This window comes from Bacillus ectoiniformans (assembly GCF_016908875.1).
Lineage (GTDB): Bacteria > Bacillota > Bacilli > Bacillales > Domibacillaceae > Bacillus_BX > Bacillus_BX ectoiniformans.
On the sequence record NZ_JAFBES010000002.1, the window covers coordinates 13,416 to 30,223 of the forward strand.

13 protein-coding genes and 1 pseudogene are annotated in these 16,808 nt (G+C 44.1%); 1 reads left to right on the plus strand and 13 read right to left on the minus strand.

Features of this window, described 5'->3' with window-relative positions; translation table 11 throughout:
* Positions 1-130: 130 nt before the first annotated feature.
* From JOC78_RS03195 to JOC78_RS03255, 13 genes and pseudogenes are all read right to left on the minus strand, one after another.
* A pseudogene (locus JOC78_RS03195) lies at positions 131-1,749 on the minus strand (long-chain fatty acid--CoA ligase).
* Between the two features lie 18 nt (positions 1,750-1,767).
* A complete protein-coding gene (locus tag JOC78_RS03200; protein WP_239586972.1) occupies positions 1,768-2,835 on the minus strand; it encodes a CaiB/BaiF CoA transferase family protein in 1,068 nt (355 codons plus the stop codon).
* Positions 2,832-3,638 carry an SDR family NAD(P)-dependent oxidoreductase gene (locus JOC78_RS03205; RefSeq protein WP_204552955.1) on the minus strand — a complete coding sequence of 269 codons (807 nt, stop codon included), beginning with the start codon at positions 3,636-3,638 and terminating at the stop codon, positions 2,832-2,834. Before JOC78_RS03205 ends, JOC78_RS03200 begins: the two co-directional genes overlap by 4 nt.
* The gene (locus JOC78_RS03210) at positions 3,635-4,009 is read right to left on the minus strand and encodes a MaoC/PaaZ C-terminal domain-containing protein (protein ID WP_204552957.1); all 375 of its coding nucleotides are present in this window, start codon (positions 4,007-4,009) and stop codon (positions 3,635-3,637) included. The genes JOC78_RS03205 and JOC78_RS03210 overlap by 4 nt, the downstream gene beginning before the upstream one ends.
* A 16-nt stretch (positions 4,010-4,025) precedes the next feature.
* Positions 4,026-4,460, minus strand: coding sequence for an FAS1-like dehydratase domain-containing protein (locus JOC78_RS03215; RefSeq protein WP_204552959.1), 435 nt, complete (start codon positions 4,458-4,460; stop codon positions 4,026-4,028).
* A gap of 10 nt (positions 4,461-4,470) precedes the next feature.
* Positions 4,471-5,616: an acyl-CoA dehydrogenase family protein gene (locus tag JOC78_RS03220; RefSeq protein ID WP_204552961.1), complete on the minus strand. Its 1,146-nt coding sequence runs from the start codon at positions 5,614-5,616 to the stop codon at positions 4,471-4,473.
* 15 nt (positions 5,617-5,631) lie between these two features.
* On the minus strand, positions 5,632-6,816 hold the full coding sequence (locus JOC78_RS03225; protein ID WP_204552963.1) for an acetyl-CoA acetyltransferase: 1,185 nt from the start codon (positions 6,814-6,816) through the stop codon (positions 5,632-5,634).
* A complete protein-coding gene (locus JOC78_RS03230; protein WP_204552965.1) occupies positions 6,809-8,230 on the minus strand; it encodes an OB-fold domain-containing protein in 1,422 nt (473 codons plus the stop codon). Before JOC78_RS03230 ends, JOC78_RS03225 begins: the two co-directional genes overlap by 8 nt.
* A gap of 11 nt (positions 8,231-8,241) precedes the next feature.
* Positions 8,242-9,762, minus strand: a complete 1,521-nt coding sequence (locus tag JOC78_RS03235; RefSeq protein WP_204552967.1) for a class I adenylate-forming enzyme family protein — start codon at positions 9,760-9,762, stop codon at positions 8,242-8,244.
* A gap of 161 nt (positions 9,763-9,923) precedes the next feature.
* Entirely contained in the window at positions 9,924-12,020 is a 2,097-nt protein-coding gene (locus JOC78_RS03240) for a sigma 54-interacting transcriptional regulator (RefSeq protein ID WP_239586973.1), read from the minus strand.
* Between the two features lie 82 nt (positions 12,021-12,102).
* The gene (locus JOC78_RS03245; protein WP_204552969.1) at positions 12,103-13,695 is read right to left on the minus strand and encodes a long-chain-fatty-acid--CoA ligase; all 1,593 of its coding nucleotides are present in this window, start codon (positions 13,693-13,695) and stop codon (positions 12,103-12,105) included.
* 232 nt (positions 13,696-13,927) lie between these two features.
* Positions 13,928-14,926: a biotin synthase BioB gene (gene bioB / locus JOC78_RS03250; protein ID WP_204552971.1), complete on the minus strand. Its 999-nt coding sequence runs from the start codon at positions 14,924-14,926 to the stop codon at positions 13,928-13,930.
* 99 nt (positions 14,927-15,025) lie between these two features.
* Entirely contained in the window at positions 15,026-15,847 is an 822-nt protein-coding gene (locus JOC78_RS03255) for a GNAT family N-acetyltransferase (protein ID WP_239586974.1), read from the minus strand.
* 189 nt (positions 15,848-16,036) lie between these two features.
* On the opposite strand from JOC78_RS03255, the gene yidC reads away from it, so the two are divergent.
* On the plus strand, positions 16,037-16,798 hold the full coding sequence (yidC, locus tag JOC78_RS03260) for a membrane protein insertase YidC (protein WP_204552973.1): 762 nt from the start codon (positions 16,037-16,039) through the stop codon (positions 16,796-16,798).
* Positions 16,799-16,808 lie beyond the last annotated feature (10 nt).

The window sequence follows — 16,808 nt, forward strand, 5'->3', positions numbered from 1 at the left end:
TTATCGCTTGATATATTATTTCAATATTATAATTCTTGAAAAAACTTCAAAATCCTTTTTTTATCGACAAACTTATTCTAATCATACCAAAAAGACCGTTTTTTCGAACGGCCTTTTCGTAAATAGTTCATTATTGAGGACTCGTGTAATAATCTTTCATCTGATCTCTTAGTGCCCGTTTTAAAAACTTGCCGACAGACGTTTTAGGGATTTCATTCATAAATACAATGTCATCTGGCATCCACCATTTCGCAAATTGCGGTTCTAAATACGCCATCAATTGTTCTTTCGTTAATGAATCTTTATAGGCGTCTTTACACACGACACAGGCAACAGGACGCTCTTGCCACTTTTCATGCGGCACGGCGATCACAGCGGCTTCAAATACGCCTTCATGAGACATAAGCGCATTTTCAAGATCAACAGAAGAAATCCATTCTCCGCCGCTTTTGATTAAATCCTTCGTCCGGTCAGTAATTTTAATGTACCCATATTCATCAAGGGTCGCAATATCACCTGTGTATAGCCAGCCATCTTTAAATGTATCTTTCGTACGTTCATCTTTATAATATTCGTCTGCCACCCATGGGCCCCTGACAATGAGTTCACCCATCGTTTTACCATCTTGCGGGACGTCTCCATTTTCATTGATGACACGCACTTCAAGTCCCGGAACGACGAGACCTTGTGTGGCCCGAATATTGATCTTTTCATCTGGCTGCTCTTTTTCGCGTGTCGTTGTCATATTAGAGAGACTGACGATTGGACTTGTCTCAGTCATCCCGTACCCTTGAATAAATGGAATCTTATACGTTTCCTCAAATGCCTGAATAATGCCTTTAGGTGCTGCGGATCCGCCTGAAACGACTCCGCGCAGAGAACTGATATCCCGAGGGTTTGCTTCCAGTTCCTTCAGCATGCCAAGCCAGACAGTCGGCACGCCAGCCGTCATCGTCACTTTTTCTTTTTCAATGAGCTCGGCTAACAGTCCAGGGGTAAACTGCGGCCCCGGCATCACTTGTGTCGCCCCAAACCACACGCTTGCAAACGGGAGTCCCCACGCATTCGCATGGAACATCGGTACAATCGCCATCGTGACATCTTTTTCACAGATTCCAAGCGTATCTGTCATGCCAATCGACATGGAATGAAGATAGATGCCGCGATGAGAATAGACCACGCCTTTTGGATTCCCCGTCGTTGCGGATGTATAGCACATGCCAGCAGGCGCATGTTCATCGATATCATCTAAGAGCGGATAGTCAGGACAGCTTCTTCAAGGATCGCTTCATATGAATACACATTTTTTAAAGAGGTTGATGGAATTTCTTTTGAATCGCTCATGATAATGTATGTTTCCACCGTCTGCAGATGTGGCGCTACCGCTTCAATTAGCGGGAGTAAATCTTCGTCCACCAGCAGAATTTTGTCTTCCGCATGATTAATCACATAGGCAATATGCTCTGGTGAAAGCCGGATGTTAATCATATGAATAATCGCTCCGCGGCACGGAATGGCAAAGTAAGCTTCTAAATGCCGGTGATGATTCCAAGCGAATGTGCCGATTTTTTCACCTCGGCTCATACCGAGCTTTTCTAGCGCATGGGCAAGACGGCGCGTACGCTCACCAATTTCTTTATACGTATACCGATGAATGCCTGATAATGTCCGAGAAACGACTTCCTTTTCCGGAAAATACTTTTCTGCTCGCTCAATCATGGAAGTTAGTAGTAACGGTGTGTTCATCATAAACAATCATCCCCTTTTTTATGGTTGGTTTGGAAGAGGCGTGTGAAGATCATGATGTTCGTTAAGCTTTGGCGGCGGATTCATGGCTCTTGGCCGAGCTGTGGTTTGCACTTGCATATCATTCCAAGGTGACTGTGTGATTAAACCGCGGCTTTGGTTATAAGTAGATGACTCCACCTCATAGGTTTCAAGAACAGGAGCGAGGCAGCAGTCCACTCGTTCACTGAACTCCATCCATTCCGCGAATGTTCTGGATAAAAATAATTGGGTCACTGCTTCAAACGCTTCGTTTCCTGGAATCGCACGTTCGAGATGCCAGCGCCCCCATTCCTCATGACCCGCTGCTTGACAAAAATTCTGCCAAAACTTCGGTTCCAGCGCGCCTAAACTCATAAACCGGCCATCTTTTGTTTCGTACAGCCGATAGGAGATGGTACCTCCTTCAAGCCCTTTCACTCCGCGGCCTTCCGGATATTGCAGGTGAGTCGTTAATAAGGAAATCGCTGCATCTGTGATCGCTAAATCTATGTAGCTTCCTGTTCCTGTTTTTGCTTTTTTCACAAGTGCCGCTAATATCGCTTCTGATGCAGCCATGCCTCCTATTAAATCAGCAAAGGTAAGCGAAGGGTGAACAGGGCGATTGTTCTCATCTTTCATTTGTGAAAGTAGACCGCTCAGTGCCATGTAGTTGATGTCATGGCTTCCGAGCTTCGATAATGCGCCCGTTTGGCCATAGCCTGTTAACGAGCAATACACAATACCTGGATGCAGCTTTTGAATCTCTTCATAGCCGAGTCCCAGGCTTTCTAAGACACCTGGCCGAAAGCTTTCAATCACCACATCCGCTTGCTGGATCATTCGTTTGGCCGTCTCTCTATCTGATGGATCTTTGATGTTGAGTGCGACACTTTGTTTGTTTCTATTATTCGCCTGAAATACTTTTCCGCCCGATAACTGACGGGCAGGGTCTCCCTCCGGCCGTTCTATTTTAATGACTTCCGCCCCTAAATCACCGAGGCGGAGCGTCGCAAACGGTCCCGGCAAGTATTGTGTGAAATCAATGACTTTGATTCCTTCTAGCATCATGTATACCAGCCTCCGTTAATATGCAGCACCTGGCCATTTGTATAATTCGAGAGCGGGGACGCTAAATAATAAATGCCTGATGCGGCTTCCTCTGCTGTGCCTCCACGCTGTTGAGGAATGGAATGCTCAAACATTTTTCTCACTTTTTCTGGGATCCCGACAGATACACCATTGACGGTTTCGCCTTTTTCTTTTGATTGGGTTAGTCTTGTATCGATTAACCCGAAGGCGACCGCATTGCAGTTCACGTTAAAGCTTCCCCATTCACGCGCGATCGTTTTCGTTAAACCAATCAGGCCGGCTTTCGCTGATGCATAATTCGCTTGACCAACGTTCCCCATCACACCAGCTACAGACGAAACGTTGACAATCTTTCTGTATTTCACGATCCCATTTTCCATTTCCTGTTTCGCTGCATCACGCATATAAGGACTTGCCGCGCGAATTAGTTTAAATGGGGCGACTAAATGAATATCAAGCATCGCTTGAAATTGTTCATCTGTCATCTTATGAATCATCGAATCCCATGTATAACCTGCATTATTCACTAAAATGTCAACACCGCCAAAAGACTCGGCGGCTTTTTGCATAATGCCTTCAGCGAATCCGTCACTAGTGACATCACCGCAATAGGAAACCGCTTCGCCGCCCATTTGTTTGATTTCTTCCACTGTTTCATGAGCTGGCACTTCATCTTTATCTGAGATCACCAGTTTGGCTCCCTGTTCTGCCATCATGAGAGCGGCTGCCTTTCCCACTCCTCTTCCGGACCCAGTGATAATCGCTACTTGATCTTTCATCATTCTGCCTTCTCCTCCTGTCTAAGCTGAAATTTCCCTTTCAGTTTTACTTCGCCTTCCGTATTTGAGACCGTCAAATCGCCTTTTAATTTCTCTTCATCCGTCCAGTTCCCCTGAATGACCAGTTCTTCGCCGGGATAAGTCATCGCAGAGAACCGCACATTAAATAATTGCAGGTCTTTTTGAACCCCCCACTTTCCAAGCGCTTCTCCGGCCATGCCCATCACCAGCATGCCGTGGGCAATACAGTCTTTTAATCCTGCTTTTTGCGCTAATGGAACGACTGTATGAATCGGGTTAAAGTCGCCGCTTGCTCCGGCATATTTCACCAGCTGCGTATGAGTGATTTTTTCTTTTTTAATCTCCGTCAGCATCTTGACTCCTCCTATCCTATCCTTTTCTTTCAATTACTGTTGAACGCGAGATAAGCACCGTTTTTCCCTCTCGCTGATAGGTGGTTTCCAGCACGATAAATTTCATGTTTTTCCGTTCATTTTGTTTCAGCACTTTGACTTCTGCCTCTAAGTGATCTCCCACATACACCTGCTCAATGTATTCATACTCCTGTTCTCCGTGAAGGACTTGCAGCGCGTTTAATTCAAGCTTTGAAACCAGTGTGTCAAAATCAAACCCGCCCCAAAAGTCAATCACTGTCGCAAAGGTTGGCGGAACAGGAATCGCTTGAAAGCCTTGTGAGCGCGCCGCTTCAAGACTCCTATACACCGGATTAGGATCTCCTATCGCATCCGCTAGTTCCCGGATTTTTGCCGGTTCCACGTGGTAGTGAAAACGGGATAACACCCGCTTTTCATTCGCTGTTTTCATAGTTGCCTCCTCATAATCCCATATTTTTCGCAATGATCGTTTTCATAATTTCGTTTGTTCCTGCGTATATAGCTGCAACAGGTATATCCCTGTATCTTCTTGCAATCTTATATTCTTCCATGTAGCCATAACCGCCATAAAGCTGCAGGCATTCAGCTGCTACATTTTTCGCTATATCGGTCAGCTTCCATTTCGCCATAGAAACCTTTGTGACCACATCTTTTCCTGCCATATGATCGACAATGAGAGAATCTAAAAATGCCCGACCCATCTCGATTTCTGTCGCCATCTCCGCTAGTTTAAACTGAGTATTCTGAAATTTTGAGATCGGCTGGCCGAAAGCTTTTCTTTCTTTCACATAATTAATGGTCATATCAAGCATATCTTCAGCAGCGGTCTGGGCAGCAATCGCCACCATTAATCTCTCTTGTTGAAGTTTCTCCATTAAGAAGCGAAATCCCTGCCCTTCTCCGCCAATTAAATTTTCTGCAGGCACCCGGCAGTCTTCAAAATACAGTTCAGCGGTGTCTTGAGAGTGCAGACCGACTTTGTTTAGTTTTCTTCCGCGCGTAAATCCAGGTGTATCTCTTTCCACCATGATTAAACTGACACCTTTATATTTTGGCTGGGCGTTTGGATCTGTTTTTACGGCGACCAAAATTAAGTCGGATTGAATGCCGTTTGTGATAAATGTTTTTTGGCCGTTTAAGATATATTCATTACCGTCTTTAATAGCCGTCGTTTTGATCCCGGCAAGGTCTGAGCCTGCACCTGGTTCTGTCATAGCGATCGCCGTGATGGTGTCTCCTGTCGTGCACCCCGGAAGCCAGCGCTGTTTTTGATCAGCTGTTCCATAGGCTTCAATATACGGAACGACAATGTCATTATGCAGCCCGACTCCCACTAAACCGCTGCCTATACGCTCTAATTCTTCATTGATCACCACCGCATAGCCGAAATCTGTTTCCATGCCACCATATTTTTCTTCCACTTGCGGACACAGAAACCCTTGCTCTCCAAGCTTCTTCCAAAACTCTCTCGGAATCAAGCGGTTTTCTTCCCATTGTTCAAAATTCGGCTCTGCTTCTTTTTGCAAAAATTTGCGAAACGAGGTCCGAAAGATCTCATGTTCATCAGTTAAGTATGGATGTGACATTTGTTATCCCCCTATCTATTGTGCTTTCTCTTTTCCAATTATTGAAATAAACGAGACACACTGCCAAGGAAAGCCGCCTAGGTTATGCGTCAGCCCGATTTTAGGGTCGTTTAATTGCCGCTCTCCCGCCCGTCCTTGAAATTGCAGATACATTTCATACAGCATGCGGAGACCGCTAGCTCCGATCGGATGACCAAACGATTTTAATCCTCCATCAGGATTGACCGGCAGATCTCCATTTATATCAAACTTTCCGCTCATGACATCCTTCCAGCCTTCTCCCCGTTCTGAGAAACCTAAATCTTCATAGATAATCAATTCGGTAGGTGTAAAGCAATCGTGGACTTCCGCCATATCAATTTCCTGTGCCGGGTTTTTAATCCCCGCTTGACGATAGGCTTCCTCAGCTGCCACAGCATTTTCCCGAATCGAGGTAAAGTCAAAATCTTGCGTAAGCATGCCTTCTCCCGGCCCGACCGCGACAGATAAAGCCTTCACATACATCGGCTGTGCCTGATATTTAGGCGCATCTTCGGAACGGACGATGATGGCGGCCGCCGCGCCGTCTGCTACTCCTGAACAATCGAGCACACCTAAAGGAGATGCGACCATTGGTGACTGCATAATTGCCTCCATTGGAATCTCTTTTTGATACTGCGCTTTTTTATTTTTCGCTCCGTTTACATGGTTCTTCCAAGCGATGCGGGCGAGCACTTTTTTTCCTGTCTCTGCATCGAGCCCATATTTTTTAAAATAGGCAGGAGCGATGAAGGAAAAGGCAGCAGGAGCCGTTAAATTCGGATCTGTTCCATCATTTGCTCCTTCATCAATCACTAGTCCGCTGTAACCGGAATCCTTTAACTTTTCTACCCCAACGACCAGCGCGACATCATAAGCGCCCGCCGCTACCGCGTAACAAGCCTGACGAAAGGCTTCTGAACCTGTCGCACACATATTTTCCACACGTGTGACGGGAATATAGTTTGTTTTCAGCGGACTGGACAGTGTGAATCCGGCATAACCAGAATCCATCGTGCCTATCCATGCCGCATCAACATCAGATTGTTCAATGCCAGCATCCTTCAGCGCTTCATAAGCGGCTTCAATGACGAGGTCATCGGTTGATTTATCCCAATGTTCTCCAAACCTGGTGCATCCCATGCCAATCACAGCGACCTGATCTGATATGCTTTTAGACATGACCCTGCCCCCTTTTCAGTATGGCTTTCCAATAATAATTCTGTACGCCATCTCTTTCGTACATTCTCCTAAAGCTCCAAGTGACTTCGCTGCCTATTTCGACTTTCTCCTGATCGGCATCCGCCAATTCGGCTAGAATCCGCCCGCCTCCCTCAAAATCAATCACACATAAAATGGTCGGAGATGCTTTTGAAAAAGCCAAATAGTCTATTGTGAATGTCGCAATATAACCGCGCTTCCCTCTGAAAGAATAAGGCTCCATTCCATCTAAGGAGTGACAAGTTATACAAACTCTTTGGGCTGGCAGATACGGTGTCTCGCATGAAAGGCATTTGCTTCCGACAAACGGCAAACTTTGATCATTCGCTCTCCTATATGCAGGTGCTGACAACCGAGGCTGCTGTGGCCTACGCCCTTCTTCAATTGGAAGCAGCTGTTTCCAATTCACATAGTCACTGTAGCTTATCAGTCTTTTTTCGCTCAGCGCTTCTTTGACAGGAGCTGCTGTCATCTTGTCTAGCTCTTTCGTCGTTTTGAACAGCAAGGCATCACAGCCATCCCCTTCATTCACCACTAGAATCCATTCGTTAGAGGCGGCGTTTTCTAAACAAGAGGCAAACATCATAAACGGATGAGCGACGCCTGTATGCCCAATCATCGTTTGAGCGGCTTGGCCTGTGAGCTGTTCGCTCGACAGCTTTAGTGTTTTGGCCGCAAGCGTCTGCATTCTCATCGTCGGACCTGCAATGACGACATGGTGAATATCATTGGGTTCCAGCTTGTGTTCATTCAGTAGTCTTGTCACTGTATGTTCGATCCGTTCTAGAAAAACTGTTTGCTGGAATCGGTCTTCCCATGCTTCTGTAAATGGATGATTCACTGACCTCCATTGAGTCAGCTGTTCGTCCGAATAACTGACACTTCCGACAAGTTCAGCGAGAACCTCTTCTCCTTCTCCAATCACAAAAGATACGGCTCCGTCTCCGGACTCTGCTTCGATCAGGCTGTTTCCTTTGCCAGCCCTCGTGTCAGAAAAAGCAACTAGCGCGTCTTTTCTTTCTGCCTCAGCAAAATTCTTTGCAAGAAGGAATGATTCAGTTGAAGCTCTCATGCTCCCTCCTGAGATATTCGTCCTTACCGAATCTTTCATATTAAGTACTTGTGCCATCGTTACTGCTCCGCTTTTTTCGAAATAGGCCGGAGTCGTTGTCGCCCATTGAATAAGACCAATCGATTCGACTGAAGATTTAACTGCTTTTAAAGAGGCGTTGACAGCCATGGATAGACTGTCTTCATCAAACCCAGCTACCGCCTTTTCACTTGATGTTGCTTTTTTTCCATAGAAACCGGCAGCTTCCTTGGACGATAGACGAAAAAGCGGAATATGCACACCATATGTTTTGATGCCAATCATCGTTTAGCCTCCTACATGATCGTTTTTTGAGAGAATTTATCTCTTAAATGATATTTCAATACTTTTCCTGAAGCATTGCGCGGCAGAGCTTCTGTAAAAAAGAAGACTCTTGGAATTTTATAGCCAGCCAGGTGCTTCCTGCAAAAAGATTGAAGCTCATCTTCCATTACTTGTTCCCCTTGTTTAAGCACCACCACGGCAGCTACCATTTCACCCCATGTTTCATCTGGCACACCTATAGCCGCCGCTTCAAGTACTGCCGGATGTTCGTATAGGACCTGTTCCACTTCAATGGAATAGACGTTTTCACCTCCGGAAATGATCATGTCTTTCTTCCGGTCCACTAAAGTAATATAGCCATCTTCATCTCTTGTCGCTAAATCCCCTGTATGGAGCCAGCCTCCTTGCAATGCTTTTTTCGTTTCGTCAGGTTTTTTATAGTACTCTTTCATAATGGTTTCGCCGCGCAGCACTAATTCCCCAACGGCATGATCCGGTGCATCTTCCATCAGTTCGTTTATTACTCGGGCCTCTGTTAAAGCAAAGGCTTTCCCCCCGCTCCCCATTTTCGTTTGATGCTCATGAGGCAGCAGAAGAATGCCTCCAGGACCTGCTTCAGTGAGTCCGCACAAATTGTAAAACTTGTCAGTCTGAAACATTTCCATGCTTTTTCTAATAAGTTCTGGAGCCATTGGGGCAGCTCCGTAAGCACAGCGCTCAACCGAGGATAATTCGTAATTTTTCGGAACTTGCAGCAGGAAATTATACATCGCCGGAACACCAAAAAACAAAGTGATCCGATGCTTTTCAATCGCTTCTAGCGTGGTAACGGGCTCAAATTCCCGGTGAATCACATGGGTCGCCCCAAGATAGATCCCTGTAATTAAGAACAAATTCAGCTGAGCAGAATGAAACAGCGGAGCCAGGTGAAGGAGACGATCCTCGGCATGCATCCGAAGTCCGACAGCTATCGCCATATTCACATTCAGAATTCGCCTGTGATCAAACAGCGCCCCTTTTGGCCGGCCAGTCGTGCCTGATGTGTATAATATTTCTAGATCATCTTCCCAAGTAACCGTCACTTTCGGCTCTTTCAATTGTCCGCTTAATAAACTGGTGATCGACCGCTCTCCCTCGCTTTCCCAGCCATTAACAATCAAATAACGGACGGAATCAATTCCCACACTAGCTTCTTTCGCTATCTCTCTAAACTCTTCATCATAGATAACGGCTGAACTGTCTGACTGCCCTAAGATATAATGGACTTCAGAGGCGACCAGACGAAAATTAATAGGAACGATCACGGCGCCTATTTTCGCTGCGGCATAAAAAGCGATAACGAACTGATCAGAGTTTTTCATAAGCAAGGCTACTTTTTCGCCTTTACTAATGCCAAGCTGCAATAACCCATTCGCTAAGCTATTAACTTCATCATTCAGCTCTTTATACGTATACATTTTTTGATCGCAATAGATGGCGGGCTTTTCTCCAATCCGACGGGAATTAAGAGACAGGTAGTATCCAATATTCATATGATCCTCTCCTTTTGCTTGGCATGATAAACGCACGATGAAACTTGCTAACCTTTATGCAGTATACATTGCAAGAACCATGCCATTTTAAAAGCCTTGCACGAGTAGACTATTTAAAAATAAATTTAAAAAAAGTGTCCATATACCGGACACTTTTTGCCTTACACATTCAGTTTTTTCATTTTTTCGTACAATGAGGACCGGCTGATCCCTAATAATTCAGCAGCTTTGGACTTATTTCCATTGGTTTGAACTAGGGCTTCCGCAATCGCTTGCTTTTCAGCAGTCTCCATTAAATCTCCTGACTGCTTAGAATCCGCTCTGGTTTCGTTTCTCAGCGACTGAATCATATATTCAGGCAAATCTTCTTTTTGGATCATCCCATGCTCAGCAAACGTCATGGCCCGCTCAATCACATTGCGAAGCTCGCGAATATTTCCAGGCCAGTGAAAAGCGATCATATGAGATAAGGCGTCAGGTTCAATCCCAGTAATACTCGTTCCAAGAATCCCATTTAACTCTTCCATAAAATGCCGGCTTAGCAGCAAAATATCATTGACCCTTTCTCTAAGCGACGGAATTTGAAATGAAATCACATTTAAACGGTAATAAAGGTCTTCCCGAAACTTCCCTTCGGATACTAATTTCTCTAATGGCTGATTGGTAGCCGCTATAAACCGAACGTCCACATGAATCCTTTTTGTGCCGCCGATCCGGTAAAATTCTTTATCCTGCAGCACTCGAAGCATTTTTGCCTGGAGCGGCAGCGACATGTCTCCAATCTCGTCTAAAAACAGCGTGCCTCCGTTCGCTAAATCAAATTTACCGATTTTCCCTTTTTGGTTTGCACCTGTAAATGCGCCTTCTTCATATCCGAAAAACTCGGACTCTAACAAGTGTTCAGGGATAGCCGCGCAGTTTACAGTAATAAATGGCTTGTCTTTTCTGGCACTGCTCGAATGAATGGCATGGGCAAATAGCTCTTTCCCCGTTCCGCTTTCGCCTCTGATCAGAACCGTCGATAAACCTTTCGCGGCTTTTTGAGCACTGCGCTTCATACGGATAATCTTTTCATCTTCTGAAATGATATGATCCCAGGTGTACCTGGCTGACTCCGTTTTTTTGAGCTGGTTTTTATAATAGTTCATTTGATTTTCTGTCGCTTCTAGCTTTTTGAATACCTGCCGAACTTCATACAGCTGTCTAAAAATTACTTTGCCAATAGCACCAATGATCCGGTTATTCTCTATCACTGGTATTCGATTAACCGCAAACTTGATTCCCTTTAATTCGGCAAACTCACTAAATTCAGCGATTCCGCCTTCTAGTACAGACATCAGCTGCAGCTCTGGGAAGATGTCATGAACAAAACGGCCAATCACTTCATCGTTCGAGACAGAAAATAAATCACAGAGCGATGGACTGGCAATTAATATGCGGCCTTTTTCATCCGTCATCACAATACCATCGTACGCATGGTTGATGGCAGTTTCGAGCTGACGTTTTAGGCGCTTTACCACCTGCAGCTCTTCAGCCACACGTTCCCCTTCTGATACTTCCTGCAAAATGGCAATAAACCCCATCCCTCCACTTCTGGTATGATAGGTTGAATAACGGACAAACATTTCCCCTAAGTTCGTTGGCATACGCTTCCACGAGCCATCATCTGCATCTGGAAAGAGATCATAAAATGAGACGGCTGTCAGATCGTCATTTGTTAAACCAAACATCTGCAGAAAGCGGCTGTTCGCAAAATGAATGTTTCCTTGATCATCTGCTAAGACAGCACCGAGTTTCGATGTATCTAGAATTGTATCCAGCTGGTCTTTTAGTGAATACGTTTCACTAAACAAGGCAGTGACGACATCTGCTTTTGTAATGAGGCCAACTGGTTCATTTCCGTCATTAGTGACAACCCCTGTGCCGACTTCACTGCAGCGCACGAGGTCAATAACCTTCTCATATGGAGTATCTAACGGCAAAGAGACCGGCGCTGTCTTAATATAGGGCATGATATTCGAATCAAGAGATAATTCCTTTTGAATCATGTGATAGAGTGACGTTCGGGTAAACACACCGATAAGTTTATTCTCTCGATCCGTAACAGGAACTGCATTCCATTTATATTTAAGCATGATAGAGGCTGCCTGTTTGAAAGTTGACTGGTCGGTGAGCCGCTCTTGTAATGAAGTCATGACGTTCTTTAATTCCAAATCCATCATTCCCTTCGGCCGGTTATTTAAAAAGGAACCTGTCAAAAACCAGGTTCCTTATCATCTGTTATTCAATTCACACGAAGCTAATATCGTCTTTTTTTAATTAGACGAACTTCAAAAGGGATTAGTTAACAAACTTACCTGCTTTCCCTTTCGCTTCCCAATAATCATTGCGCAGATGAATCTTTTGAATTTTTCCTGATGCTGTCTTTGGCAATTCCTCAACGAAAGTCACACCTGTCACAGCTTTAAAATGCGCAAGATTTTCTCTTGAAAAAGCGATTAATTCCTGTTCTGTCAGTTCAGCATTTGACCGTTTCACGATAAAGGCATGAGGTGTTTCTCCCCATTTTTCATGAGGAACGGCGATGACCGCTGCTTCTAACACTGCAGGATGATCATAAAGAACGCCCTCTACTTCAATAGAAGAAATATTTTCTCCTCCACTGATAATGATGTCTTTTTTGCGGTCGACAATATCTATGTTGCCGTGAATATCAACTGTCGCCATATCTCCTGTATGCAGCCAGCCGTTTTGAATCGCCTGCATGGTTGCCTCTTCATTTTTCCAATAGCCTTTCATGACTCCATTGCTTCGGGTCACAACTTCCCCGATCGCCTGGCCATCATGCGGTATTTCCTCGCCATGCTCATTGACCACTTTCACTTCGCAGCCGATCATCGCATGACCTGCTTTCGCTTTCATACGATATTGGTCTTTAAGCGGTTCATTTAAGAACTGTGACCGTACAGGAGAATATAAGCTCAGTGGTGAAGATTCCGTCATGCCATAAACTTGAATGAATTCCCAGCCGAGTTCTTTTTCCACGCGCGCGACGAATGATGGCGGCGGAGCAGATCCCGCAATGACCACCCGCATATTTTTTTCGAGTTCCGGAACCGCTTCCTCATAATATTGCAGCAGGCAGTTTAGCACAGTCGGAGCCATGTGCATGACAGTGCCTTTATATTTATTGACTGCCGCAAAAATTGAAGCCGCATCCGCTTTTCGCAGGCATACATGCGTTGCGCCATTAGCTGTGTAGTAAAAAGGCGCACCCCATCCGTTGACATGAAACATTGGCAATACATGAATATACGTATCTCTGTCAGATACTCTTAAGGAATGCATCGTGGATAAGGCATGAATGTAATTATTGCGGTGCGTCAGCATAACGCCTTTCGGATTGCCCGTCGTTCCACTTGTGTATAAAAGACTGGCTACATCGTTTTCATCGAGTTCTGTTCGATCGAAAGCGGTTTCATCATAACGGCTTAGCCAAGCATCATAATCTAGCTCCTGCGTGTTAGACTCTTTATAATGAACGATTATTTGCTCTATCGTCGTCAGCTGATCCTTCACCGCTTCAACTAGCGGGTACAATTCTTGATCAACAAACAGTATTTTAGACTCGCTGTGATTTAAAATGAATAAATAATCATCCGGTTTTAAACGGATATTGAGTGGAACCATCACTGCGCCTACTTGATATACCCCGTAGAAGCCCTCCAGCATCTCTAGTGTATTCGGCGCTAAGTAAGCAATACGGTCTCCTTTTTGCACGCCTAAATCAGCCAGTCCCCTTGATAGCTGATTCACTCGTCCATTTAACTCTTTATATGTATACGATCGGTCTTCGGCAATGACTCCTGTTTTATCCCCGTAATACGTCACTGCTCGGTCTAGAAATTGTGTTAATACTAATGGCACATTCATAATCCATCCCCCTAGATGTATAAAATGTTTAAAAAATTCTAACAAATTAATAGTATCATGCTTGTCAGCAAACGTTCAATAATATTTTCAAAATATTACAGTTATTTCTTGTTAGCAAAGTTTGCCTTTAAAAATAAAAAAGAACCGCTATTTTACAATACTTACCTTTCATTGTAAAAGCGGTTCCCTTGATGTTAAAAATATGAATCTATTACTTAAAGAAGTCGCTATTTCAGACTAATTGTTCTTTTTCTTCTTTAGCAAACTCGACTTCAAAGCCCATTTCTTCTATCATGCGGTGATCGGCTGTTGTTTCTTGTCCAGCTGTTGTTAAATAATCTCCTACGAAAATAGAGTTTGCCGCATAAAGGCCTAATGGCTGCAAGGAACCTAGGTTGACTTCCCGGCCTCCTGAAATACGGATTTCTTTCGTCGGGTTGATGAAACGGAATAAGCTAAGCACTTTCAGGCAATATCTAGGATTCAATTCGTCTGTGCCTTCAAGCGGTGTTCCGTCAATCGCATGCAGGAAGTTCACTGGGATCGAATCAGCATCTAGCGCTTTAAGGCTTCTTGCCATTGCCACTACGTCTTCTTTTTGTTCTCTCATGCCGATAATGACACCTGAACATGGGGACATCCCTTGTGTTTTCGCTAATTTTACTGTTTCAACGCGGTCATCATATGTATGAGACGTGGTAATTTCCTTATGGTGGCTGGCGGATGTATTGATATTATGATTGTAGCGGTCTACGCCTGCTTCTTTTAATTTCTCTGCTTGTTCTGGCTTTAATAGCCCTAGGCAGGCACATACTTTTAAATTATATTTCTCTTTAATTTCTTTTACAGCTTCCGTTACGTTTTCCACTTCTTTATTGCTTGGTCCGCGGCCGCTTGCCACGATACAGTATGTACCAGCTTGCAGGTCATGCGCTTGTTTAGCGCCTTTAACGATTGAATCCTTGTCCATCATGCGGTACTTTTCAATCGGTGCCGATGAGCGAGTGGATTGTGAACAATAACCGCAGTTCTCCGGACAAATCCCTGATTTTGTGTTGATGATCATATTTAACTTTACTTTGTTCCCGTAATAATGGCTTCTTACTTTGTACGCCGAGTTTAAAAGTTCGAGCAGCTCAGAATCCGGACACTCTAAAACGGCTAATGCTTCCGCATCTGTTAACTCTTGTCCATTTAATACTTTTTCTGCGTAATCATTCCACTGTTGCATCTCTATCTCCCCTTTTTCCTCATTCATCATAATTGCTATAAATTAACTCTCTATTTAAGAATAAAAGAAAAAGGGTTTTTAAGTCAACTTAATTTTTATTTAAGTTAACCTAAAAGGCAGATTGCATTGTTTTGCCAGCAAGTAATAATTGACAGGTTCATCTGCCTGTTTAATCAGCTTTACAGCGGCATATCCCTCGCTAAATAAATGAGTAAAAATATGTCTAAAGTTATGTTTCCAGTCTAGTGCGGCGGCAGTGTCAGCCTGTCTAATTTCCTGAAAATTCTTCGGCACTGGGACTAGCCATTTATCTGGATATCCTTCAACATTCACATTTGTCATCATTGGCAGACCTTCCGCAGTTAATTGATATTTTGCGGCCATTTTCGCTCCTTCTTCGTTCCACGTGTTGGGTTCGTCTAAATAGTCTTCAAGAATATACCACTCAATTTTGAAGCGGTCGGTAGGCATGCCTTCACTGAAACTATCAGGCATATCCCCATAACAATCCGGAATATAATGGCGGCAAATGCCTTTTAATTTTGTTAGATTTAAATAGCCATTCACACTTTCTAACGGATCATAAGTCCAGGTGACTAAATCATAGCCGAGGGATGCCGCTTCTTCTCTTTGGGTCTTTTTGAGTGCATCACCAATGCCTTGCTTTTGATAGTCAGGATGAATGCCTAAGTTATGAGAGCAAAGGTAAGACCGGCCGTTTGCAAACCCGGGAAAGCTATAGCTTAGGCCGATCAAATCGCTGCCGTGAAAGGCTCCGAAAGCCAATCCGCCGTTTTGATGGGCAATCATCGTCTGGTTCTCAGGAACAGGCTCAATTCCCCAGATCAGCCTTTCCAAGTCAGCCATTTTTTTAAAATCATCATATGTTTGAAACAGTCGAATATCATATGAAATGGACATGCACAATTCCTCGTTTCTTTTAGAATTCTTATCTATTATATTCGTTGACCGGCAGATTAAAAAGTCTCTAGTTCTCACACGTATCATTTGGTTGTGAAAGTTTGAACTCCTTATGTTTTTAAGGTATACTCATTTTAGTTTTTACTAGGAAGTTGTTTGTCTCAACCGGGACAATAGGAGGACGTTACGTTGAAGAAAACACATGTATTATTCTCTTTACTGCTTTTGGCAGTTTTTACGCTGTCAGGGTGTCAAAGTGCTGAACAGGAAGGCCGCTTTTTCCATGACTATCTTGTCAATCCGTTCGTGGAATTAATTCATTCACTAGGCGAACTGTTCGGAAACTATGGGTTTGCTATTATTGCTATTACATTAGTTGTGCGTTTGCTTTTATTGCCTTTCATGCTGAACACGATGAAAAAACAGCAGGTCATGCGTGAAAAAATGGAAGTCGTAAAGCCCGAAATGGAAAAAATTCAAAAGCGTTTGAAAGAAGCGAAGACGGCTGAAGATAAACAAAAGATTCAGCAGGAAATGATGATGCTGTATCAGCAGCATAATATTAATCCTCTTGCCATGGGCTGTCTCCCTATTCTTTTGCAAATGCCGATTTGGATGGGCTTGTACTATGCGATCCGTATTTCTGAAGACATCCAAACACATGAATTTCTTTGGTTTAAACTTGGACAGCCAGACATCGCCATGGCGATCATCGCTGGCATCATGTATTACTTCCAATTTAAAGTCTCTATGATGAATGTGTCGGAACAGCAGCAACAGCAAATGAAAATTCTCGGATTGCTTTCACCAGTAATGATTCTTATCTTTTCATTAACGGCTCCTGCCGCGCTGCCATTGTACTGGGGCGTCAGCGGTTTGTTCCTCATAGGACAAACCTGGTTAAGCAAGAAATATTATTCTAGCCACCCCGTAACAGAAAATGGAAAATAACGTGACTAAG